We start from the raw sequence: 20,798 nt of genomic DNA, 5'->3' as shown, positions 1-20,798 counted from the left end.
GATGTCACCGATACTGACGATGACGGCGATGGCTTCACTGATAAGCAGGAGGAGGAAGCCGGCACTGACCCGAAGGACGCGAACGACAAGCCGTCTGGTGAGACCCCGGCTGAGAAGCCGGCTATTGATGCTGGTGAAAAGACCGATGAGGTTCCGGCTGATGGTAGGGGCCATGAGTTGGATGACAAGGTCGCCAACCCGACTGATGAGACTAAGGGTGAGCTCAAGGATGAGGACGGTAACACCGTTCCGGGCTCTGAGGTTAATATCGATGACAACGGCACCGTGACTGTCACGGTTCCGGAGGAGATCGATTTCGGCGATAACGATTCCATCCCGGGCACGGTTGAGATCACTGATGGCGGCGACAAGGTCGGCGATATTGATGTGACCATCACCAAGCCGGGTAACGACAACACCGGTGGCGGAACGGACGGCGGTAGCTCCTTGGGCGACCTGAGCTCCGGCGGTTCCTCGCAGGCTGGCAAGTGCTTGGCTATCTCCGCTGCGACCGGTCTGCCGCTGCTGTTCCTCATCCCCTTGGGGCTGGGTGCACAGCTAAACATTCCGGGCTTGGATTCGCTGAACTCCCAGATTCAGCGCTCCATCGGTGGCGTTAATCAGCAAATTGCTGCTGCAAACACCCGTGCACAGCAAAAGCTTGGCATCATGAACCCGCAGCTGGCTGAGGTTGCGAAGCGTTTCAACATCCAGGCTAACCAGTTCGGTAAGCAGGCTGGGCCGGTCGTCGGCGGCATCGCTGCCGTGGCTGCTGGTTTGGCTGCCTTCGGTCTGGTCTACAACGCCTGCGTGGAGGGTGGCTCCTCTAACGGTTCCAGCGGCTCCTCCGAGTAGTAGCCGCCGGGAAAGGGCTAGGATGCTTTGGTCACCCAGTGATCGGGCACCAGAGGCCTGCGACATTCACGATGTTGTGAGAAGCTAGCGATAAAGACGCCTGTTGGTTCGCTTTTAAAGTGGACCGGCAGGCGCTTTTCGTTGTGTAAGGGTCTGTTACAACGCAGCAAATAGCTGGCCCTATGCGATAATAGGGTGGAGTTTGCTGTGGTGTCTCACAGCTTCTGGAGGAACAACCTATGGACTTTGCACAACATATCGGAACGCCGCTGACATCGAACGCCACCAAGGTGCTGCTGCTCGGCGGTGGTGAGCTCGGCAAGGAGCTGACGGCTGCGTTCCAGCGCCTGGGACTAGAGGTGCACGCGGTGGACTCCTACCCGGGGGCGCCGGCGCTGCACATCGCCCACGCGGCGCACGTGGCGCAGATTTCCGACCCGCAGGCGGTCTGGGAGATCGCCTCCGAAGTCCAGCCGGACTTCGTGGTCCCTGAGGTGGAGATGGTGGCCGTGGACGCCCTGTCCCGCCTAGAGGCGGAAACTGACGCCGTGGTGGTGCCCACCGCGCGCGCGTGTGAGCTCACACGGGACCGGGAATCGATCCGCAGTGCGGCGGAGTCGCTGGGCCTTCCCACGACGGCCTACCGCTTCGCGAATTCGGAGGAACAGCTCGTCGCTGCGGTCGAGGAGCTTGGCTTCCCCTGCATCATCAAGCCGGACGTGTCGACCTCCGGCAAGGGGCATATGCTGGTCCGCGAGCCGGAGGGAATCGTCAGCGCCTGGCAGAAGGTTCGCCGCGTGTCCTCGGACTCAGATTGCGTGGTGGCGGAGCGTTTCGTGGACTTCGACTACGAGGTCACGCTTCTGGCAGTGCGGTCTATCGATCCGTCCACCAAGGAGATGGCCACCTGGTTCAGCGAGCCTATCGGCCACCGCCACGAGCACGGCGACCTGGTGGAGTCGTGGCAGCCGATGGCAATGAGCCAGCGCGCGCTGGAAAACGCCCGCTCGGTGGCGGCGCGAATCTCCAACGAGCTGGGCGGGCGCGGCGTCTACGGCGTGGAGCTCTTCGTCGCCGGCGACGACGTCTACTTTTCCTCCGTCTCTCCTAGGCCGTCGGATACCGCGATGCTGACCGGCTACACCCAGCGCTTCTCCGAGTTCGAGCTGCAGGCCCGCGCCATCCTGGGCTACCCGATTGACGTCACGCTGGTCTCTCCCGGGGCGGCCTACGTGCTGCACGCGGACGACGACATCGAGGACGTCGCCTACCAGGGCGTGGGCCAGGCGATGGCGGTCGCGGAGACTGACGTGACGCTGTTTGGCAAGCCGGGCGCCTACAAAGGCCGGCGCATGGGCCTGGTCGTCTCCACGGGCGAGGACATCGAAGAAGCCCGCGATAGGGCCAACGTGGCGGCCGCCCGCATCGAGGTGCGCGGCACCCCGACCGCGGCCGAGGTCGTCGAGGAAGCCCAGACCCCGGATATCCCGCAGCTGCACAAGGTGGTGCTGTTGGACGAGCCGCTGGTGCGCGTCAACCCTGAGCTGACCGGCGGCATCGACGATGACGACGAGCAAGCCGCGGTTGAAAACACCTCGCTGTGGGGCCAGAAGTAGGAGCCTGCGCCCTGGTTATTCAGCCGCGGCGCGCTTAATCATCGGCGTGTGCGGGGTGCCGTCCTCGTCGAAGGGTTCGCCGCAGACGTTAAAGCCGAAGCGGCCGTAGTAGCCGGTTAGCGGGGACTGCGCCTCCAAGTAGACCGGAGCGCCCGGACGGGCGGTGGCGGCGAACTGCAAGGCGGCATCGATAAGCTGCGGGCCCAGGCCCGTGCCCCGGGCGGCGGGAGCCAGGGCGAAGCGGCCGAACTGGACGACCTCGATGGTGGGGGAGTCGCTGTCGTCTGCCGCCTCCGGGTCCGGGATGGTCGCTGGGAACAGGCGGGCCGTGCCTAGGAGCCGGGGAGTGGGCTCCTGGGTCGGCGCTTGTATTTGTGCTTGCGCTTGTTCTTGAGCAGGGCTGTCCCAGGCCAGGAGGTGGATGGTGGATGGCTGGGCGTCCGTGTCATCGATTTCGGCGTAAGGGGTGGCCTGCTCATGCACGAAGACGTCCACGCGCAGCTTGTAGAGCGCGTGGATGTCTAGCGGGGCCAGCGCCGCCAGGGGCGCGGCGGTGATGGTGGGCTGGAAAGATTCTTTAGTCACGCCCACCACTTTAGCGGCCGGGCTTAGTCCTCCTGCGGGCCGGCGTAGCGGACCATGTCGTCCCATTCGACGATCTTGACGCGCTCGCGCTCCTGGCGCTCGCCGGCGGCGCGCTCGGCGGCGTCCAGGCGGTGCCAGCCTTCCCAGGTGGTCACGGCGATATCGCGGCTGGCCAGCAGGTTCAGGATGTCCTGCGGGTCGCGCTTGGTGGCCTCGGTGAGCTCGCCGGCCAGGTGGTCGGCCAGCAGCATGGAGGTGGTGTCCTTCGCGTCGGACTTGGTGTTGCCGATAAGGCCTACCGGGCCGCGCTTGATCCAGCCCGTGGTGTACAGGCCCGGGATCTTCTCCCCACCGTTGTCGCGCAGCACGTGGCCGCCGTCGTTCGGGATGACGGCCTTCTCTTCGTCGTAGGGCACGCCTTCGACGTCCTGCGGGTGGTAGCCCACGGCGGAGTAGACCGCCTGGACCGGCCACTCGGTGAACTTGCCGGTGCCGTTGACCTGCCCGGTGCCGTCGAGCTCAGTGCGCTCGGTCTTCAGGCCGGTGACCTTGCCGTCCTCGCCCAGGATCTCTACCGGGGCCTCGAAGAAGTGGATGTAGAGCTTGTGCGGCGCGCCCTTGGCTTCGCGCATGGCGTAGCCCTCCAGGGTCTGGCAGACCAGGTCGGTGGACTTGGTGGCGCGACGGGCCTCCTCGGAGGCGGCGTCGTAGTCGATGTCCTCCGGATCGACGATGACCTCGATGGTCGGGGACTCGTCCAGTTCCTTGAGCTCCTTCGGGGTGTACTTCGCCTGGGCCGGGCCGCGGCGGCCGAAGACGTGAATCTCCTTGGCGCGGTTGGTCTTCAGGGTCTGGTAAACGTTGTCCGGGATCTCCGTAACCAGCAGCTCATCGGCGGTCTTGGCCAGGATGCGGGAAACATCCAGGGAGACGTTGCCCACGCCTATGACGGCTACGGACTCGGCGGAGAGATCCCAGTCGCGCTTGAAGTTCGGGTTGCCGTCGTAGAAGCCCACGAACTCGCCGGCGCCGTGAACGCCCTCGAGGTCCTCACCTGGGATGTTGACCAGGCGGTCGGCGGTGGCGCCGGTGGCGAAGATGACGGCGTCGTAGTGGTCCTGCAGCTCCTCGACGGTGACGTCGCGTCCGACCTCAATATTGCCCAGGAAGCGAATGTCTTCCTTTTCCATGACGTTGTGCAGAGACTGAACAATCCCCTTGATGCGCGGGTGGTCCGGGGCCACGCCGTAACGGATCAGGCCGAAGGGAGCGGGCATCTTCTCAAACAGATCGACCTTTACGTCGACCTCGGATTTAACCAGAAGATCGGATGCGTAAATGCCGGCCGGGCCGGAACCAACGACTGCTACGCGCAGAGGGGAAGTCATAATGTGTCGGTGTCCTCACTGATTCTTGGGAGTGCCTGTTACTTGTCTAATCTGAGCTCATCATACGTTCGGATGTGAGCAACGTACTAGATAGGGTAACAAGCCTGCTCCCCAAATCAGCCTCTGAAGGGCCTATCCGACTATCTTATATTCAGGAGTACCCGGCTTGAGGTACTCGTACTCGAACTTGGAGTTGTCCAAACGTTCGATGAGCTGGTCGATTTCCTCCGGCTTTTCCAGCACCAAGCCCACCAGCGCGGTGCCTAGTACGCAGTTGTTGCGCTTCTGGTACTTGAACCGGGTGATGTCGTCGCCGGGGTTGAGGATTTCGTCGAGGAAGATGCGCAGCTGGCCAGGAACCTGCGGGAAGCTGATGAGGAAGTAGTGCTTCAGGCCGCGGTGGACCAGGGAGCGCTCCATGATCTCCGTATAGCGGATGACGTCGTTGTTGCCGCCGGAGATGACGCAGACCACGGTCGAGCCCGGCGCCAGGTCCAGCTTGGTCAGACCGGTCACGGACAGCGCGCCGGCCGGCTCGGAGACGATGCCCTCGTTCTGGTAGAGGTTGAGCATCTCGATGCAGACGTCGTCCTCGCTGACCGCGAAGTGCTCCAGCCGGTCCTTGTTGGCCGAGAGAATCTCGTAGGGCAGCGCGCCGATGCGCTTGACAGCCGCGCCGTCCACGAACGGGTCCACGGTCGGCAGCGTCATCGGGCCGTTGTTACGGAAGGCTGCGGCTAGCGATGCCGCGCCGGCCGGCTCCACGCCGTAAATCTGGGCCTCCGGGGCCTTCTCCGCGACGTAGCTGGTCAGGCCGGACAGCAGGCCACCGCCGCCGACGGGGGCGATGAGCGCGTGTAGCTCCTTGCCCTCCTCGGCCAGCTGCTCGAGGATCTCTTTGGCCATGGTGCCCTGGCCGACGACGGTGTCGTGGGCGTCGAAGGGCTCGATGAAGGTGGCGCCGCGCTCGGCAGCGTCCTCGTGGGCGGCTGCGGAGGCCTCGTCGAAGGACTCGCCGGTCACGACTAGGTCCACGAAGCGGCCGCCGTGGGCCAGGATGCGGTCGCGCTTCTGGGCCGGGGTGGACACCGGCACGAAGATCTTGCCCTGCACGCCCATGGTCTTGCAGGCATAGGCCACGCCCTGGGCGTGGTTGCCGGCAGACGCGGTGACGATGCCGGCGGCCAGCTCCTCGTCGCTCAGGTTCTTGATGCTGTTGAGTGCGCCGCGGATCTTGTAGGAGCGCACGTCCTGTAGTTCCTCGCACTTGAGGTAGACGTTGCAGTTGGTCAGTTGGGACAGTCGCTCGCTGTAGCGCAGCGGGGTGCGGTTGATTTCATCTTGGATGCGCTCGTGGGCGGCCTCGATTTCGGCGGCGGTGACGAGTGGGGTCTGGACTGTAGTGCTCATGCCTCCGATGGTATAAGGTCTTTGACCTGCGCAAAAGTGCTTTGATTTTGGTCATAGCGGCCGGATTTTCGGTGACGTGCACAATAGTCGGGGGCGGCCGGCGGGGGAGGGGCGCCGCAAGGGTCGAATACCGTTTCCGCAGGGGATTTCCGGTAGGCGTTCGGGTTCGGTGCAGCCTGGGCGGCCTTTCCGGTGGTTCCTGTTGGGTACTAGGTAAAAACTATGTCAGAACCGAGTGTGGCTAATTACTATAGCGGATCCCTGCGAAAAAGTTCTCATTTCAGTGTTGTGATAATAATTAATCGTCGAATGTGAGTTTGCTCATAGCAATCCGGGGATATTTTGCGCAGTATGAAGTCTGAAGTGATAAATAGTTCTCCATAGGTCCGGTTCTTTCGCGTTGGGCTGCGGGGAACACGTCGAAAGGGTCGAACACACTATGTCCGTCATCCCTCCCGAGGCCGCCGACGCCCGGCGGACGCCAACCAATCCCGCGCCAGGCAGCGCCGACAGTGCAGACAAGGCCCCTAGCTGGGGCAAAACCGATACCATCTGGACGCTGAGCCTGTTTGGCACCGCCATCGGTGCCGGCGTCATGTTCCTGCCCATCAACGCGGGCATCGGCGGCATCATTCCGCTGATCATCATGACCATCATCGCCTTCCCCATGACCTTCTGGAGCCACCGCGCGATGACCCGCTTGGTTTTGTCCGGCTCCGATCCGAAGTCCCACCTGACTGACGTCATGGAGGAGCACTTCGGCGCCAACGCCGGTGTCGTGATGACCGTCCTCTACTTCGTGGCGGTCTACCCGCTGGTGCTGGTCTACGCGGTAACGCTGACCAACACCCTGGAGTCCTTCCTTATCCACCAGCTGCACGTCGAGCCTTGGCCGCGCTGGATACTGGCCACTCTGCTGATCGGCGGACTCATCTTCGTGGTGAAGATGGGTCAGGAAATCGTGGTCAAGGTGATGTCCGCGCTGGCCTTCCCCTTCATTGCCGTGCTGGTTTTCCTAGCGCTCTACCTCATTCCGCGCTGGAACACCGCCTTCTTCTCGACCTTTGACCTAGACGTCGCGCGGGAAGCCTCCGGTAACGGGCTGGCTACCACCTTGATGTTGCTGGTGCCGGTGATGGTCTTCTCCTTTAACCACTCGCCGATCATCTCCTCCTTCGCCTCCGAGAAGCGCCAGGAATACGGCGATAAGTGGGCCGATAAGAAGACCGGCCAGGTCCTGGCTGCAGCCGAAGGCCTCATGGTCATCGTCGTGATGTTTTTCGTCTTCTCCTGTGCGCTGTCCCTGTCCCCGGAGAACCTGGCCGAGGCCAAGGAACAAAACATCACCATCCTGTCCTACCTGGCCAACCACTTCGATGCCCCGTTCCTGCAATGGGTAGCGCCCATCGTGGCCCTGGTGGCCATCTGCAAGTCCTTCCTGGGCCACTATCTAGGTGCGGCCGAGTCCGTTGAGGGGCTGGTGGTCACCAGCAACCACGTGGCCGGCAACACCAAGTTCACCCACAGCCGCGCGCTGGAGACCGGTTCCCTGATCTTCATCCTGGTGACCTGCATCCTGGTCGCTTGGGCTGACCCGTCCATCCTGGGCATGATTGAGACCCTGTGTGGTCCGGCCATCGCGGTCCTGCTCTTCCTGATTCCGATGTGGGCTATCCACAAGGTGGACGCGCTCAAGCGCTTCCGCGGCAAGCCGTCCAACTGGTTCGTCACCTTCATCGGCCTGGTGGCTGTGGCAACCATCTTCTTCTCCATCTTCCACTCCCTGTAAGCGCTTTCCCGCCGGCCTGGACTCGAGGTCGGCGGTTTTCGCCTGCCGAGAACCCCACACTTTTTAAAGTTCTCGTCGAAAGGAAAACCATGAACCGACCAGCCAAGCTCGTTATCACCGGAGCGGGCCACGTAGGTTCCTACGTGCTGGCAGAGGCGGTACATTCTGGCTTGTTCGCTGACATCGTGGTCATCGATAGCGACCCCGACATCGCCTACGGCGAGGCCCTCGACCAACACCACCTGACCGGGGTGCCCGGCTGCTTCGTGCCCCGCGTGCGCGGCGGCGACTACTCCGAGTGTGCGGACGCCGACGTCGTGATTTCGGCGGCCGGACCGTCGATGATCGTGGACCCCGACGACCCGGACGCCAACCCGGACCGGGCGGCGCTCGCGCCCGTCAACGGCGATATCACCCGCGGGATCATGCGCGAGGTGTGCGCTAACGTGGCCGACAAAGAGGCCGGCCCCGTGCTCATCTTCATTACCAACCCGGCCGATACCATCGTCTGGATCGCCCAGAACGAATTCGGCTATCCGGAGCATAAGATCTTCGCCACCGGCACCATGCTGGACTCGTCCCGCCTGCGCCGCCTGGTCGCCGACGATCTGGCCATTAGCCCCGATTCCGTCGACGGCTACATGATGGGCGAGCACGGCATGGCCGCCTTCCCGGTCCTGTCCCACCTGTCCGTGGCGGGCATTCCGGCCGCCCGGCTCGGCGAATACTTCCCCGGCGCCCAGCTCGACCCGGAGGATCTGGCCGAGCGCGTCGTCGAAGCCGCCTACCAGGTCTTCCACTCCAAGGGCTGGACCAACGCCGGCGTCGCTGCCTCGGCCATGCGCCTGGCGCGCGCGGTCCTGCTCGACGAGCGCGCCATCTTCCCGGTCTCGACCACGCTGCACGGCGAATACGGCTACGACGGCGACGTCGCGGTCTCCTTGCCATGTTTGATCGGGCGTTCGGGGGTCCTTCGGCGCGTCCCGGTGGACTTGGATGCCTGGGAAACCAAGGCCCTCGAAAAGTCCGTAGCTGCGGTTAAGTGCGCGATCGAGGATTCTGCCCAAAGCTTATAGTCATGAGTGACCTGTTTTACATCTACGCGAATCGGAAAAAATGGGCATTCTGAAGTAGAGTAGAAGAGGTCACTAAACAAATTACTGAGTGATATACAGCACTTTTGCTGTGGATATTGCCCCGTGACAGCGAATGAAAGGTTCGTCGCATGTCTAATGCTCGTTCTGTCCTTGTCAGTGTCGTTGGTCGTGATTTTGCCAACCTCAACCTTGCGGAAACTGCCCACCAGCTAGACGCGCAGTTGCGCACTCTGGATGAGCTCAACCCGAAGCTCGCCGACGTCGTCGCTGCGGAACTTACCGCCGACGGCCCCGTAGTTATTCAGGGCACCGGCGACACCCACTTCGACTCCGTAGCTGCCGCCGCCGTCGGCGTGCCCCTGCTGTTCGTAGCCGAGCAGGAAAAGGGCGCAGCCGAACTCGCGGTCCGCCACGCCAAGGACGTGCAGGCGACCGTCGCCGGCGTTGTCACTCCGGAGCAGCTCCAGGACGGCGAGGCGCTGGCCCGCCAGATTAACCTCAACGTCGAGCCGGTCATGTCCGCCCCCGTCTTCGAGCAGCAGCTGCTGGGCCAGGCTAAGGCCGCCGGCGCCCACGTCGTGCTGCCGGAGGGCGACGACGACCGCATCCTGCTGGCGGCTGGCCAGCTGCTGGAGAAGGGCATCGTCAAGCTCACCATCCTGGGCAACCCGGACTCCATTGCCACCCGCGCCGGCGAGCTGGGCGTGGATCTGACCGATGCCACCATCATCGACCACCTGACCTCCCCGCTGGCCGAGGAATTCGCTGCCGACTTCGCCGAGCTGCGCAAGAAGAAGGGCATCACCCTCGAGCAGGCCCGCGAGACCATGCAGGACATCTCCTACTTCGCCACCATGATGGTCCACAAGGGCCTGGCCGACGGCATGGTCTCCGGCGCGGCGCACACCACCGCCCACACCATCAAGCCTTCCTTCCAGATCATCAAGACCACCCCGGAGGCCTCCGTGGTCTCCTCCATCTTCCTGATGGTCATGCGCGGCCGCCTGTGGGCTTTCGGCGACTGCGCGGTCAACCCGAACCCGACCGCCGAGCAGCTCGGCGAGATCGCCGCAGTCTCCGCGAAGACCGCGGCCCAGTTCGGCATCGACCCGCGCGTGGCCGTCCTGTCCTACTCCACCGGCACCTCCGGCTCCGGCCCGGACGTGGACCGCGCCGTGGCCGCCGTGGAGACTGCCCGCCAGATCAACGGCGACCTCAAGGTCGACGGCCCGCTGCAATTCGACGCCGCCTGCGACCCGGGCGTGGCCAAGAAGAAGATGCCCGACTCCGAGGTCGCCGGCCAGGCCAACGTCTTCATCTTCCCGGACCTGGAAGCCGGCAACATCGGTTACAAGACCGCGCAGCGCACCGGCGGCGCCCTGGCCGTGGGCCCGATCCTGCAGGGGCTAAACAAGCCGGTCAACGATCTGTCCCGAGGTGCTACCGTCCCCGATATTGTCAACACCGTCGCTATTACCGCTATCCAGGCAGGAGGCAACGCCTAAATGGCCTACGTTCTAGTACTTAACTCCGGCTCTTCCTCCATCAAGTTCCAGGTGGTGAACCCGGAGAACGAAGCCACCGACGCTCCGCTGGTCACCGGCTTGGTCGAGCAGATCGGTGAGCCGAACGGTGCCATCAACGTCACCGTCAACGGCGAGAAGATCCGTGAAGAGCTGGAAATCCCCGACCACACCGCGGGCCTGAAGCGTGCCTTCGAAATCATGGAGGACAACCAGGTCGGCCCCACCCAGGTGGAGCTCATCGCCGTCGGCCACCGTGTCGTCCACGGCGGCCGCCTGTTCAGCGAGCCGCAGCTGTTGGATGAGCAGATCGAGTCCATGATCGAGGATCTCATCCCGCTGGCCCCGCTGCACAACCCGGCCAACCTGGACGGCATCCGCGTCGCGCGCGCCATCCTGCCGGACCTGCCGCACGTCGCCGTCTTCGACACCGCCTTCTTCAATCGCATGGCCCCGGCCGCCGCGCTGTACGCCATCAACAAGGAAGTCGCCACCAAGTACGACATCCGCCGCTACGGCTTCCACGGCACCTCCCACGAGTTCGTCTCGCAGCAGGTCCCGAAGCTGCTGGGCCGCGACCCGGGCCACACCCACCAGATCACGCTGCACCTGGGCAACGGTGCTTCCGCCGCCGCTATTTCCAACGGCCGCGCCATCGACACCTCGATGGGCCTTACTCCGCTGGCCGGCCTGGCAATGGGTACCCGCTCCGGCGACATCGACCCGGGCATTATCTTCCACCTGTCCCGCCAGGCGGGCATGTCCATCGATGAGATCGACAAACTGCTCAACAAGCAGTCTGGTGTGAAGGGTATTTCCGGCGTCAACGACTTCCGCGTGCTGCGCGAGCGGATTGAGAACGAAGACTCCGACGCCTGGCTGGCGTACAACATCTACATCCACCAGCTGCGCCGCTTCATTGGTTCCTACATGATTGCGCTCGGCCGCGTCGACGCCATCACCTTTACCGCCGGCGTCGGTGAGAACGACACCGAGGTCCGTCAGGACTCCCTGTACAACCTGGACATGTACGGCATCCACTTCGACAAGGAAGCCAACCTGGTCCGTTCCAAGGAGCCGCGCATGATTTCCACCGCGGACTCCCCGGTCAAGGTCTTCGTGGTCCCGACCAACGAGGAGCTGGCCATCGCGCAGAAGTCCGCCGAGATCGCCGCCATGGCCCGCGAGGCCGGCCTGTACTAGCACCTTGTGCTGCCGCGCGCCACTTGAGCGCGCCCGCGACTGTGGATAACTAGGGCCCGCGCCCAGTCATCCACAGTTTTGCTGTATCTGGGCCGGGATGGCCTAGACCGGGCCTTGCGCTTCCGGTCACGATGGCGGTATGACGCTGACAAAGACCCGTACCGCTAATGCCCACTGCACCCGCCTGGCGCCGCAAGTAACTGTCGACGCGCAGGCTTATACCTCATTACCCGTCCATGAGCAGACCCGGCTGCGCTGCCTGGCCGCCGCGCTCACCACCCACCGCGTGGTGCTGGCGGCCTGCTCGGTTTCTGCTTCGGTTTCTGTTTCGGCTTCTCCTGAGGAAGGCGCCCCGAGCGTCAGAGCCACGAGCCCGGCCCACACCGTGGTGGACCAGGCCCGTCTGCACGGCTTCGTGCGCAGGCTGGTGGCCGCCGACAGCTACCTGGCCCGCGGTTAAGAGCGTGCCGCGCTGGAGGCCGTGGCCGGCCGGCTCAGGGGCACGCGGGGATTGGCCAGGCCCGCCAGGTCATTGAGGCCGCGATCGGCGTCTCAGAGTCGCCGTACGAGTCGCTCGCCCGCGGCCTGCTCATCCACAGCGCGTTGGCGCAGCGCCACCGCGTCGAGCCGCAGGCCCGGATCGGGGCCTTCCGTGTGGACCTACTCATCGACGGCTGGGTGGTCCTCGAGGTGGACGGCGTTTCCAAATACGACGGGCAGACCTACGGCCGCGCGGTCGAGGACGTCATCCGCTCCGAGCGCGACCGCGAGGTCTACCTGCAAAACCAGGGCTTCGTGGTCCGACGGGTAACACCCCGGCAGCTGTTCAGCGACTACGCCGAGTTCATGGAGATGCTGACCACCACGTTGCGGCGGGCGAGGAGGTAGGGCGGGCTTGGAAAATATCGCCCTCTGCGCAAAGGTCGATAATTTCCCCGCCCCCGCCCCAGCCCCAAAGGAACCTAAAACGTCGTCACCGGCCGGACCTGGTTCGCCAGGTCGACCAGCGCGTAGCGGTGCTGGGAAAAGGGGGCCTGGCGGGCGAGCGCGCGGAGCGTGTCGGCGAGCCCGTAGCGCAGTCCGCGCTGGGTGAAGGCGTACTCGAACAGGTCGTTCGGGCTGGCGGCGTGCGTGAGCTGGTGATCGCGCAGGAACGTCAGCCCGGCGGAGAGCACGGCGACCTTGATCTGCAAAAAGCGCGGCTCGCTCGTGGGGATCTCCTCTAGGCGGCGGGCTGCGCGGCGCACGCGAGGCTCGGTCAGGGAGTGGGAGATGAGCTGCAGCACCGTGGTCAGCCGCGCCATGCGCTGGTGACGGGAGGCGTTCGGCACACGGTCGAGGGTGTTGACAGCCATTTCCACCTGGTGCTCGGCGCGCAGTTGGCGGGCCAGGCCGAAGGCGGAGGAGACGGTGGTCGGGTTGGCGGCCCAGACCAGGCCGTAGAGGCGCATGGAGTTAAAGCGCAGCACGCCGGGGTCCTGGGTGACGTGTTCCCAGAGCTCGGGCTGGCCGGCGAAGTCCTCGTCGGGCAGGTCGCCCAGGCTGAGGTCTTGGACCGCACAGGCGCGGGCGACCTTCGGCATGAGCAGGGAGGAGTCGTCGTAGCCCAGCTGCTGGAGGAGTAGCTCGTTGATGGCGGCCAGCGCTAGCTTCGGCGCGGCCTCGCCGGGCAGGAGGCTGAGCACGGTGGCAAAGTGCTTTTGTGCCTCGGCGTAGTCGTCCAGCAGCAGCGCAATCACGCCGGAGTACCACTCGAAGCGCCAGTCGCCGCCTAGGCGCTGCTCCAGCGAGGACAGCCAGCTGCGGGCCTGGCCCGTGTAACCGAGGTCGATCATGGAGCGCACCACGCCCAGGGGGATTTCGGCGGATTTCTCGTATTCGTCGGTCTGCATCGCCTGGCGGAGGGTCTCCAGGGCCTCCTGCGGCTCCGTATAGGACGCGCCCTGCAGCAGCGCGGCGCCGACGTCGCTGCGGTCCAGTAGCGGGGTCGGGAGGGCGGAGACCACCTCGGGGGCGGTGGTCCGCACGGTGCGGTCGATTCCGTCGATGAGCTGATCCGTGCGGAAGACCAGGTGCTTGGTGCCGAAAGTGGTACGCTGCGGCGAAAACAGCGAGTGCTGGGAGGGGTGCTGGACACCGTCGCGAACGGCGATGACCTCGCGCAGCACGCCGTAGAGCTGCGTGCGCAGCTCGCCTAAGTTGCGGAAGCGCTTGTCCGGGTCGCGTTCGGTGGCCCGCAGCAGCAGCCGGTAGAAGGACAGGTGGCGGCGGAACTGCGGCTCCTTCGCCGGGCTCGGCAGCCCGGGCAGGTAGATGCCGTCCTCGCTGGGAAGGTCGACGGTCAGCGCCGCCAGGGTGCGGCCGATGGTGTAGATATCGCTGGCTACCGATGGCCCCTGGGCGGACACCTCGGGGGCCTGGAAGCCCTGCGTGCCGTAGATGAAGCCGTAGGCACCGATCCCGGAGACCGCGCCCAGGTCGATGAGCTTGACCTGGTCCTCGGTGACGATGATGTTGTCGGGCTTCAAGTCGTTGTAGACCACCCCGCGCGAGTGCAGGTAGTCCAGGGCCGGCAAAAGCTCCAGGATATAGGCGATGGCGATGTCGATGGGCAGCACCTTGCCCGGCTGCGCGTTGCGGCGGCTGCGCAGGGAGGGGCCGCCCACGTATTCCATTACGATGAATCCGCCGGGCACGCGGGCGTCGTCGATGAAGTTGAAAATCTTCACTATGCCCGGGTGCGTGATGTCCGCCAGGAACTCACGCTCGGCGGCCGCGGCGGCGGTCTCGTCCGCGGACTTGTGGGCCTGCATGCCCTTGAGTACGACCACGCGCCCGGAGACGAAGTGGTCGTTGGCCAGGTAGATCCAGCCCATGCCGCCGTGGGCGATGACGCCCAAGATCTCGTACTGGCTGGCCACCATGTCGCCGGGGTTTAGCTGCGGGCGCGGGATCTTCTTGCGCTTGACGACCTCATCCACGTCGAGCAACGCCTGGCGCGGGTGGCTGGGGGAGACGAAGGGCAGGTGGACCATGCCGTCGGCGACCTCGCGGTCGCGGCGGCGGGTCGCGCGCCTAGAGCGGAAAGTGTCGAGCGCCTTCTGGCGGGAGCGCTGCGAGGTATCCGCCACCTGCTGTGCGTCGCGTGCCTTCTTGTCGCGCAGATTGCCCAGGTCCTTGATCAGCGCGGCGATGTTGTCGGAGTCCGCGGCGAATTCGTCGTCCTCGTCGTCCGCGAAGGGGTCGAAGGCCACGGCGGCGGTGCCGGTCTCACCTTCGTCGCCGTCGGCGAAGGGATCGAAGGGCACGGCCGCGGTGGCGGCGTCCATGTCAGACTCTGGGCCCCGGTCCATATGATCGGAGCGATCAGTCATTGCGTGTCTCCTCTGAATCGTCATCGGTGTCTTCGCTGCGGTAATCCAGGGCCGGCGGGCTGGCAGGAGCCAGGTAGGGGCCGAACCACTCGTCGTAGAGGCGTGCCCAAGTGCCGTCGCGGCGCAGCCGCTCCAGGGTGGAGTTGACCTGCCGGACCAGCGGACGGGTGTCCGCGCCCGGGCGGGATTTCTTGATCCCTACGCCGTAGGACTCGGTCGACATGGGCTCGCCGACGATCTCGGTGTAGGAGTCCTGATCCACCATGCCGGACAGCAGCGTGTCGTCGGTGATGACGGCGTCGGCCTGGCTCAGCTGCAGGGCCATCAGGCAGTCGCCCCAGGAGCGCGTGACCAGCAGTTGGGCCTCAGGCAGGTGGAGGCGGGCCTCGTTGAGCGAGGTCGAGCCGGCGGTGGCGCAGACCCGCTTGTCGGCGGTGGACTCGAGCGAGTCGATGCCGCTGGACTTCAGCGCCAGCAGGCGCGTGGAGGTGTCGAGGTAGGGCGTGGAAAACTCCACCTGCTCTTGGCGGTCCTCGTTGATGGTCATGGTGCGGACCACCATGTCGACTTCGCCGGACTCCAGCGCGTCCACGCGCTCGGCGGAGGAGAGGAAGCGGAAATCCACCTTGGACGGATCGTCGAAGATGTCGCGGGCGATCTCGTGGGCCAGGTCGACCTCGAAGCCGCTCATCTGCCCGGTGGTGGTGTCGCGGTAGCTAAGCAGGTTGTGCGACTGGTCCACGCCGACAATCACCCGGCCGCGCTTGACAATGTCGGGCACCCGCTCCTCGGCGTCCTTGTCGTCGGGGCGCCAGGAACCCGCGGGGTTGCCGCGGGAGTCCGCGTCGGTGGCTTCGGCATGGGCGGGCTCGTAGTAGGCGCCGGCGGGCAGCGGGGGGCCGGCCTTCTCCCGCTGCGTGTGGTCGGGGAGGATGCGGCCGATCTCGTTGGTCGGGGCGAGCTCGGCCGAGTAGCTCACGCAGCCGGCCAGCAGCAGCGGGAGGCCGAGGAGCGCGGGCAGGGCTTTCTTGTGCTTGAGCATTAGAGGTACTCCTGCACTCGGGGGCGGATGCCCAGCCAGACCGAAATCACCGCAGCCACGGTCAGCAACATGACCGCGCTGGAGACCAACGTCATGGCGGTCAGGCCCTCCTGGATGTGCAGGCGCATGGCGCGCCGGGCGTCGGCGATGAGCTGGTCCAGGGTGCTGTCGAGATCGTTGAAGGAGCTGGCCGCGCTGGTGGGTGAGGTCTCCCCGGGCAGCGTGTCGCCCGGGTTGGGGTCGGTGGCCAGGAAGATGGCGTCGTCGTAGCGGCCCTCGCTGAGCGCGTTGAGCAGCGCCTCGTGGGACTGGGTCCAGCGCTCCAGCGAGTGCTGGGCGCCGCGGATGAAGTCGTCGCGGTCGAGCTCGGACTCGGTGGTGATCGACTCGGAGGCCGCGTAGTCCTCCAGCGCGCGGGAAATGGATTCGGTGGTCTCGTCGAAGGTCACGGCGGTTTCCTGCTCCGACTGGCGGTTGACCAGGGCCAGAGTCTCCGAGGTACGGGCCTGCTGCGCGGCGATGCGCGAATTCGTCAGCGCGTCCCACGGGCGGGAGGCGTCCTCGAAGCCCTGCATGCCGGCGGACCAGGTCGCCAGGTTGGACAGGGCCACCCACAGCACCGCCAGGGTGAGCAGGCCGGTGGCGGTGACAAAGCCGCGGTTGAAGCGGCGCCGGGTTAGCCGCCACAGCCACCATTGCGCCAGCACCAGGAAGATGACGGCGGCCACCAGTCCGGATAGCGGCACCCACTGGGGGCGGGTGAGCTCGCGGCGCTCGTCGGAGACCTTCTGGCTGGTCAGCTGGAAAAGCTCGTCGGCGGCGGGCAGGATCTCCTCGCGCATCAGCGTGGAGGCGTTGGACATATAGGCGCTGGCCACGGCGTTGCCGGCGCGGTGGTTGGCGCGGGCGGTTTCCACCATGGAGGTATAGACCGGCAGCTCGCGCTGGATGAAGCCGACCAGGTCCCGGATACGCTGGTCGTCGTCGGAGGCTCCCAGGATGGACTCGGTGGCGGCTACCGATGCCCGGTCGATCGCGTCGTTGTACTTCTGCCGGTTCACGCCGGACTCGACGCCGGCCTGGACGAAGCCGGTGGTGGCGACGGTATCCGCCAGGGAGAGGGAGGTGTAGAGGTTGTGGGCCGAGTTCGACATCGGTTCCGTGGTGGACAGCAGGGTATCTAGGTTGTCCTGCCGGGCGGCTGAAGAATTGGACATGGAGATGCCGGCCGCGGCGATGGCCAGGGTCAGAATCACCGTGACGGTGAAAAGCTTGCCGGGGGTGGTCTCCAGGAAGGACCAGATGCGGCGGGCCAGGCGCGCGGGGCCCGCGAAGGTGGACATCGCCAGGTGGGTGGCCGGGTTGAAGGCAGGGTCTGCTGGGGCCGTGAGGTCGTCGAGCCAGTGGTCGCCCCCGGCGAACTGGGAGTCGTGCTCGGTGGGCTGGGTCGACTTAGGTTTCCTGCGGCGTGGCCGCATCAAGCTGGGTGCCCCGGAACCGGTCATTCATCTAGAATAGCTGTTCCGCTGTGTGCTACGCCACCTGTCCGCGGGGTTTTGCCAAAAGTTATAGCATGGAGGGTGATGAATGTGGCAGGCAAACCCGAAAGCGGTGACGGCTGGGCAGCTGGCCCAGGCGGCAAACCGGCCTGGGGGCTTTACGGCGCGGCCGGCCTTTTCCTGCTGGCCGAGGGCCCGCGGGTTCTGCTCCAGCACCGCGCGCAGTGGACCCACCAGGGTGGCACCTGGGGGATTCCCGGCGGCGCGCGGGACTTGCACGAAACCGCCAGCCAGGCAGCGGTGCGCGAGGCGGTCGAGGAATGCACCATCGACCCGGGGGGCATAGAAATTATTGATGAGATTGTTACCGCCGGTCCCTACCCGGCCAACCCCGCGCGCCCAGAGCTGGCCGGCGGCTGGACCTATACCTCGGTCCTGGCCCGGACCAAGACCGGAAATCTGCTGGACACCGTGCCTAATGAGGAATCGCTGGAGCTGCGCTGGGTGCCGCTCGGTGAGGTCGAACAGCTGCCGCTGCTGCCCGCCTTCCGCTCCGCTTACGCGGATTTGTGCCGCGCGGCGCGTGCCTTGGGCAGGTAAAACCGCCCGAATTGTGGCACGCTAGTGGGCATGATTGAAGTGAACGGGCTGACTAAGCAGTATAAGTCGGTCCGCGCCGTCGATAACTTAAGTTTTACGGTTAACCCCGGAATGGTGACCGGCTTCTTGGGACCCAACGGTGCGGGCAAATCCACCACCATGCGCATGATCTTGGGCTTGGATAAGCCGACGGCGGGCACGGCCCGCATCGGCGGCAAGAGCTACCGAGAGATGAAGAACCCGCTGCGGGAGGTCGGCGCGCTGCTGGACGCGAAGGCCGTGCACCCGAACCGCTCGGCGGCCAATCACCTGAAGTGGATGGCGCAGTCCAACGGCATCCCCACCCGCCGCGTGGACGAGGTGCTGGGCTTGGTGGGCCTGTCGGAGGTGGCCGGCAAGAAGGCCGGCGGCTTCTCGCTGGGCATGGGGCAGCGCCTGGGGCTGGCCAGCGCCCTGTTGGGCAACCCGGGCGTGTTGATCCTGGACGAGCCGGTCAACGGCCTGGACCCGGAGGGCATTCGCTGGGTGCGCGACCTGCTCCAGGCGCTCGCCCGGGAAGGCCGCACCATTCTGGTGTCCTCGCACCTTTTGTCGGAGATGTCCATGACCGCCGACCACCTGGTGGTTATAGGCCGCGGCCAGCTGGTGGCTAACCAGTCCACCTACGACTTCATCAAGGAGCACGCTGCCTCGCAGGTCATCGTCCGCTCCGAGTATCTGGATGCGTTTAGCAACGCGCTGGACGAGGAGAACATCACCTACCAGCACAGCCGGGACCAGGAGGGTCGGGCCACGCTGGTCATCCCGGAGCAGGCCACGGATCTTATCGGGCAGCTGGCGTACTCGGTGGGCGTGCCGCTGAACGAGCTGACGCTGCGCCGCGCCTCGCTGGAGGACGCTTTCATGGAAATGACCGGACACGCGGTCCAGTACCACGGCCAGATTGAGGGGGCTGATGATGCTCGTTAATACTTTGCGCGCAGAGTGGACCAAGCTGATTACCACGCGGTCGTTCTGGCTCACCAGCGCCGTGTTCTTCCTGCTGACCTGGGGCTGGAGCGCCCTGAACGCGTCTATTACCCGGCAGACACCGGAGACCGCCATGTTCCTGAGCCCGGAGTCCTCCGCCACCGCGGTCTGGATGCTGGGCCTGCCGGTGCTGATGATCCAGTCCATCATGATCATCACCACCGAATACCGCTACAACATCCAGACCAACGTCTATATGGCCAACCCGAACCGCCCGATGGTGGCGGTGGTCAAGCTGGTCATGTACGCGGTGATTTCCGCCCTCCTGGTCTTCCTCGCCGTGGTGGGCGTCTACCTGCTCACCCAGGCCATTGCCGGCGACGTCGCCCCGGATTATGACCCATGGAACAGTGAGAGCGCCCGGCGCTTCCTGTGGGTCTACCCGCTGGTCATGGCAGTGATGGTGCTGTTTTCCCAGGGTATGGGCCTGTTGCTGCGGCAGACGGCCGGCACCGTGGCCATCTGCTTGATCCTGAACCTGGGCATCGACCAGCTGATTGGCCAGCTGCCTAAGGTTGGTGAGCACATCGCCCCGTTCATGCCGTTTACGGCCTTGCAGAACTGGATCTTTGAGACCGTTCCGGAAAAGGCGGTGTGGGACGCCAACTGGATGAACCTGGTTATCTTCCTGCTGTGGGCCGGCGGCCTGTGGCTGCTGGGCGTTTTCCTACTGCACAAGCGCGATGCCTAAGGCCCGCACGGTTTAGTCTAGAAAACCGTGTCCTATTCACTTCTTCTGTCTCTGGCGCTGCTGTCGGCCACGGCCGCCTTCGCCACGGATATGTACCTGCCCGTTATGCCCGCCATCGCGGCGGAGTTCGGGGTGGCGGATGCGTGGGTCCAACTCACGCTGACCGCGTGCTTCGTCGGCCTGGCGGCGGGCCAATTGTTTATCGGCCCGCTTTCCGATGTCCTCGGGCGCAAGACCCTGCTCCTGCTCGGCGCGGTGGGGCGGTGGCCGCGTCGGTGCTGGCGGCGCTGGCGCCCATCATCGGCGGCCTGCTGGCCGAGCCCATCGGCTGGCGCGGCATCTACTGGGTGCTAGTGGGCCTGCACGTGGTGCTGGTCGCGCTGTTTTCTGCGTTGCGCCCACCGGGTTCATCATGGGCAATTCCGCGGCCCTGGCCACGGGCCTGCGCCGGGATAAGGCCGGTTCGGTCTCAGCCGTGATGGGCAGGGTCCAGTCACTGCTGGGCGGGCTGGTTAGCCCGCTGATGGGGCTGGGCAGTGATCGTCTGCTGACGATGTCACTGGGCATGTGCGCCTGCGCGGGCGCGGCGGCGGCCGCCGCCTTGGCCGCCACGCGCTGGCATGTGGGCGAGTAGTTTTACTTCTTGCCCTTGCCCAGGGCGATAAGGGCCAGGCCGATGGCCAGGATCCAGCTGTCCTTGGCGATGGCGGTGCCATCCTCGGACGGGCTGATGCCGTCGTCCTGGGTCATGTTCTCGTTGTTGAAGTACAGGGTCAACAGACCGGAGGAGAAGCCGGTCAGGGCCAGGCCCGCCAGGCGGTTCGGGATGAACGGGGCCAGCAGGGCGCCGCCGATGCCGATCTCCGAGTAGGAGATGAACTTGCCGAAGGTATCCGGGTCCATATCGCCCAGAGCCGGGACGCCGGTGGCGGCGAAGTCACGCAGGCCGGCCGCGTTTTCCCCGTGCAGGCCCAGCTTGCCGATGCCGGAGTTAAGGATGAAAGCGCCCGGGATAGCACGCAGCGCGACCGAAGCGAGACGGTGGCCGAGGGTTGGCTTGGAAGACTTGGACATGATGCTCCTTATAAAAAGCGAAC

Annotated in this window: 19 protein-coding genes and 1 pseudogene; 13 read left to right on the top strand and 7 right to left on the bottom strand. The window is 65.2% G+C overall.

From position 1 onward, the window contains the following. Positions 1–855, top strand: a pseudogene (locus QQS52_RS03525) (hypothetical protein); the annotation flags it as partial. Positions 856–1,094: 239 nt separating this feature from the next. Beyond that, entirely contained in the window at positions 1,095–2,471 is a 1,377-nt protein-coding gene (gene purT / locus QQS52_RS03520) for a formate-dependent phosphoribosylglycinamide formyltransferase (protein WP_472772598.1), read from the top strand. Between the two features lie 15 nt (positions 2,472–2,486). Here the strand turns inward: purT and QQS52_RS03515 are convergent, their stop codons facing one another. From QQS52_RS03515 to ilvA, 3 genes are all read right to left on the bottom strand, one after another. Further along, positions 2,487–3,056 (bottom strand): GNAT family N-acetyltransferase, encoded by a 570-nt coding sequence (locus tag QQS52_RS03515; protein WP_472772597.1) that lies wholly within the window; start codon positions 3,054–3,056, stop codon positions 2,487–2,489. A gap of 23 nt (positions 3,057–3,079) precedes the next feature. Continuing rightward, positions 3,080–4,444, bottom strand: a complete 1,365-nt coding sequence (locus QQS52_RS03510) for an FAD-dependent oxidoreductase (protein WP_472772596.1) — start codon at positions 4,442–4,444, stop codon at positions 3,080–3,082. 132 nt (positions 4,445–4,576) lie between these two features. After that, the gene (ilvA, locus tag QQS52_RS03505) at positions 4,577–5,854 is read right to left on the bottom strand and encodes a threonine ammonia-lyase IlvA (protein WP_368519925.1); all 1,278 of its coding nucleotides are present in this window, start codon (positions 5,852–5,854) and stop codon (positions 4,577–4,579) included. Positions 5,855–6,293: 439 nt separating this feature from the next. Here ilvA and QQS52_RS03500 point away from each other — a divergent pair, with 439 nt between their 5' ends. The 6 genes from QQS52_RS03500 to QQS52_RS03475 all read left to right on the top strand — a co-directional run bounded on the left by QQS52_RS03500 (position 6,294) and on the right by QQS52_RS03475 (position 12,354). Beyond that, a complete protein-coding gene (locus QQS52_RS03500) occupies positions 6,294–7,643 on the top strand; it encodes an SLC5/6 family protein (protein ID WP_472772595.1) in 1,350 nt (449 codons plus the stop codon). Positions 7,644–7,732: 89 nt separating this feature from the next. Further along, the gene (locus tag QQS52_RS03495) at positions 7,733–8,719 is read left to right on the top strand and encodes a lactate/malate family dehydrogenase (RefSeq protein WP_472772594.1); all 987 of its coding nucleotides are present in this window, start codon (positions 7,733–7,735) and stop codon (positions 8,717–8,719) included. A 149-nt stretch (positions 8,720–8,868) separates the two neighbouring features. Further along, positions 8,869–10,245, top strand: coding sequence for a phosphate acetyltransferase (gene pta / locus QQS52_RS03490; RefSeq protein ID WP_472772593.1), 1,377 nt, complete (start codon positions 8,869–8,871; stop codon positions 10,243–10,245). Continuing rightward, positions 10,246–11,466, top strand: a complete 1,221-nt coding sequence (locus QQS52_RS03485; protein WP_472772592.1) for an acetate kinase — start codon at positions 10,246–10,248, stop codon at positions 11,464–11,466. A gap of 139 nt (positions 11,467–11,605) precedes the next feature. Further along, positions 11,606–11,926, top strand: a complete 321-nt coding sequence (locus QQS52_RS03480; RefSeq protein ID WP_472772591.1) for a hypothetical protein — start codon at positions 11,606–11,608, stop codon at positions 11,924–11,926. A gap of 143 nt (positions 11,927–12,069) precedes the next feature. Next, positions 12,070–12,354 (top strand): hypothetical protein, encoded by a 285-nt coding sequence (locus QQS52_RS03475; RefSeq protein WP_472772590.1) that lies wholly within the window; start codon positions 12,070–12,072, stop codon positions 12,352–12,354. A gap of 74 nt (positions 12,355–12,428) precedes the next feature. On the opposite strand, the gene QQS52_RS03470 is transcribed toward QQS52_RS03475, so the two are convergent. From QQS52_RS03470 to QQS52_RS03460, 3 genes are read right to left on the bottom strand one after another with little or no spacing between them, the layout of a single operon-like run. Next, entirely contained in the window at positions 12,429–14,840 is a 2,412-nt protein-coding gene (locus tag QQS52_RS03470; protein ID WP_472772589.1) for a serine/threonine protein kinase, read from the bottom strand. After that, complete coding sequence (locus tag QQS52_RS03465) at positions 14,833–15,882, bottom strand: glutamate ABC transporter substrate-binding protein (protein WP_472772588.1); 1,050 nt, start codon at positions 15,880–15,882, stop codon at positions 14,833–14,835. Before QQS52_RS03465 ends, QQS52_RS03470 begins: the two co-directional genes overlap by 8 nt. Then, complete coding sequence (locus tag QQS52_RS03460) at positions 15,882–17,387, bottom strand: hypothetical protein (protein WP_472772587.1); 1,506 nt, start codon at positions 17,385–17,387, stop codon at positions 15,882–15,884. The genes QQS52_RS03465 and QQS52_RS03460 overlap by 1 nt, the downstream gene beginning before the upstream one ends. 84 nt (positions 17,388–17,471) lie before the next feature. Between QQS52_RS03460 and QQS52_RS03455 the strand changes: the two genes are divergently transcribed. The 5 genes from QQS52_RS03455 to QQS52_RS03435 are packed head-to-tail and all read left to right on the top strand — an operon-like array spanning position 17,472 to position 20,335. Further along, positions 17,472–17,981 carry an NUDIX domain-containing protein gene (locus QQS52_RS03455; protein WP_472772586.1) on the top strand — a complete coding sequence of 170 codons (510 nt, stop codon included), beginning with the start codon at positions 17,472–17,474 and terminating at the stop codon, positions 17,979–17,981. Between the two features lie 30 nt (positions 17,982–18,011). Further along, on the top strand, positions 18,012–18,950 hold the full coding sequence (locus QQS52_RS03450) for an ABC transporter ATP-binding protein (RefSeq protein ID WP_472772585.1): 939 nt from the start codon (positions 18,012–18,014) through the stop codon (positions 18,948–18,950). Next, entirely contained in the window at positions 18,940–19,701 is a 762-nt protein-coding gene (locus tag QQS52_RS03445) for an ABC transporter permease (protein ID WP_472772584.1), read from the top strand. The genes QQS52_RS03450 and QQS52_RS03445 overlap by 11 nt, the downstream gene beginning before the upstream one ends. Before the next feature lie 27 nt (positions 19,702–19,728). Beyond that, entirely contained in the window at positions 19,729–20,055 is a 327-nt protein-coding gene (locus QQS52_RS03440; RefSeq protein ID WP_472772583.1) for an MFS transporter, read from the top strand. 58 nt (positions 20,056–20,113) lie between these two features. Then, the gene (locus QQS52_RS03435; protein WP_472772582.1) at positions 20,114–20,335 is read left to right on the top strand and encodes a hypothetical protein; all 222 of its coding nucleotides are present in this window, start codon (positions 20,114–20,116) and stop codon (positions 20,333–20,335) included. A 2-nt stretch (positions 20,336–20,337) separates the two neighbouring features. Here the strand turns inward: QQS52_RS03435 and QQS52_RS03430 are convergent, their stop codons facing one another. After that, the gene (locus tag QQS52_RS03430) at positions 20,338–20,775 is read right to left on the bottom strand and encodes a hypothetical protein (protein ID WP_070768699.1); all 438 of its coding nucleotides are present in this window, start codon (positions 20,773–20,775) and stop codon (positions 20,338–20,340) included. Positions 20,776–20,798: the final 23 nt, after the last annotated feature.

Source organism: Corynebacterium sp. 1103A (assembly GCF_055700955.1).
The sequence above is the reverse complement of the archived record's forward strand: the minus strand, read 5'-3'. Positions and strand labels throughout refer to the sequence as shown.

What these genes read in the sequence shown, in the direction of transcription:
- purT (WP_472772598.1), top strand. Translation starts at nt 1,095, where the DNA reads ATGGACTTTGCACAACATATCGGAACGCCGCTGACATCGAACGCCACC.
- QQS52_RS03510 (WP_472772596.1), bottom strand. Translation starts at nt 4,444, where the DNA reads ATGACTTCCCCTCTGCGCGTAGCAGTCGTTGGTTCCGGCCCGGCCGGC.
- ilvA (WP_368519925.1), bottom strand. Translation starts at nt 5,854, where the DNA reads ATGAGCACTACAGTCCAGACCCCACTCGTCACCGCCGCCGAAATCGAG.
- QQS52_RS03500 (WP_472772595.1), top strand. Translation starts at nt 6,294, where the DNA reads ATGTCCGTCATCCCTCCCGAGGCCGCCGACGCCCGGCGGACGCCAACC.
- QQS52_RS03495 (WP_472772594.1), top strand. Translation starts at nt 7,733, where the DNA reads ATGAACCGACCAGCCAAGCTCGTTATCACCGGAGCGGGCCACGTAGGT.
- pta (WP_472772593.1), top strand. Translation starts at nt 8,869, where the DNA reads ATGTCTAATGCTCGTTCTGTCCTTGTCAGTGTCGTTGGTCGTGATTTT.
- QQS52_RS03485 (WP_472772592.1), top strand. Translation starts at nt 10,246, where the DNA reads ATGGCCTACGTTCTAGTACTTAACTCCGGCTCTTCCTCCATCAAGTTC.
- QQS52_RS03480 (WP_472772591.1), top strand. Translation starts at nt 11,606, where the DNA reads ATGACGCTGACAAAGACCCGTACCGCTAATGCCCACTGCACCCGCCTG.
- QQS52_RS03470 (WP_472772589.1), bottom strand. Translation starts at nt 14,840, where the DNA reads ATGACTGATCGCTCCGATCATATGGACCGGGGCCCAGAGTCTGACATG.
- QQS52_RS03465 (WP_472772588.1), bottom strand. Translation starts at nt 15,882, where the DNA reads ATGCTCAAGCACAAGAAAGCCCTGCCCGCGCTCCTCGGCCTCCCGCTG.
- QQS52_RS03460 (WP_472772587.1), bottom strand. Translation starts at nt 17,387, where the DNA reads ATGACCGGTTCCGGGGCACCCAGCTTGATGCGGCCACGCCGCAGGAAA.
- QQS52_RS03450 (WP_472772585.1), top strand. Translation starts at nt 18,012, where the DNA reads ATGATTGAAGTGAACGGGCTGACTAAGCAGTATAAGTCGGTCCGCGCC.
- QQS52_RS03445 (WP_472772584.1), top strand. Translation starts at nt 18,940, where the DNA reads ATGCTCGTTAATACTTTGCGCGCAGAGTGGACCAAGCTGATTACCACG.
- QQS52_RS03435 (WP_472772582.1), top strand. Translation starts at nt 20,114, where the DNA reads ATGGGCAATTCCGCGGCCCTGGCCACGGGCCTGCGCCGGGATAAGGCC.
- QQS52_RS03430 (WP_070768699.1), bottom strand. Translation starts at nt 20,775, where the DNA reads ATGTCCAAGTCTTCCAAGCCAACCCTCGGCCACCGTCTCGCTTCGGTC.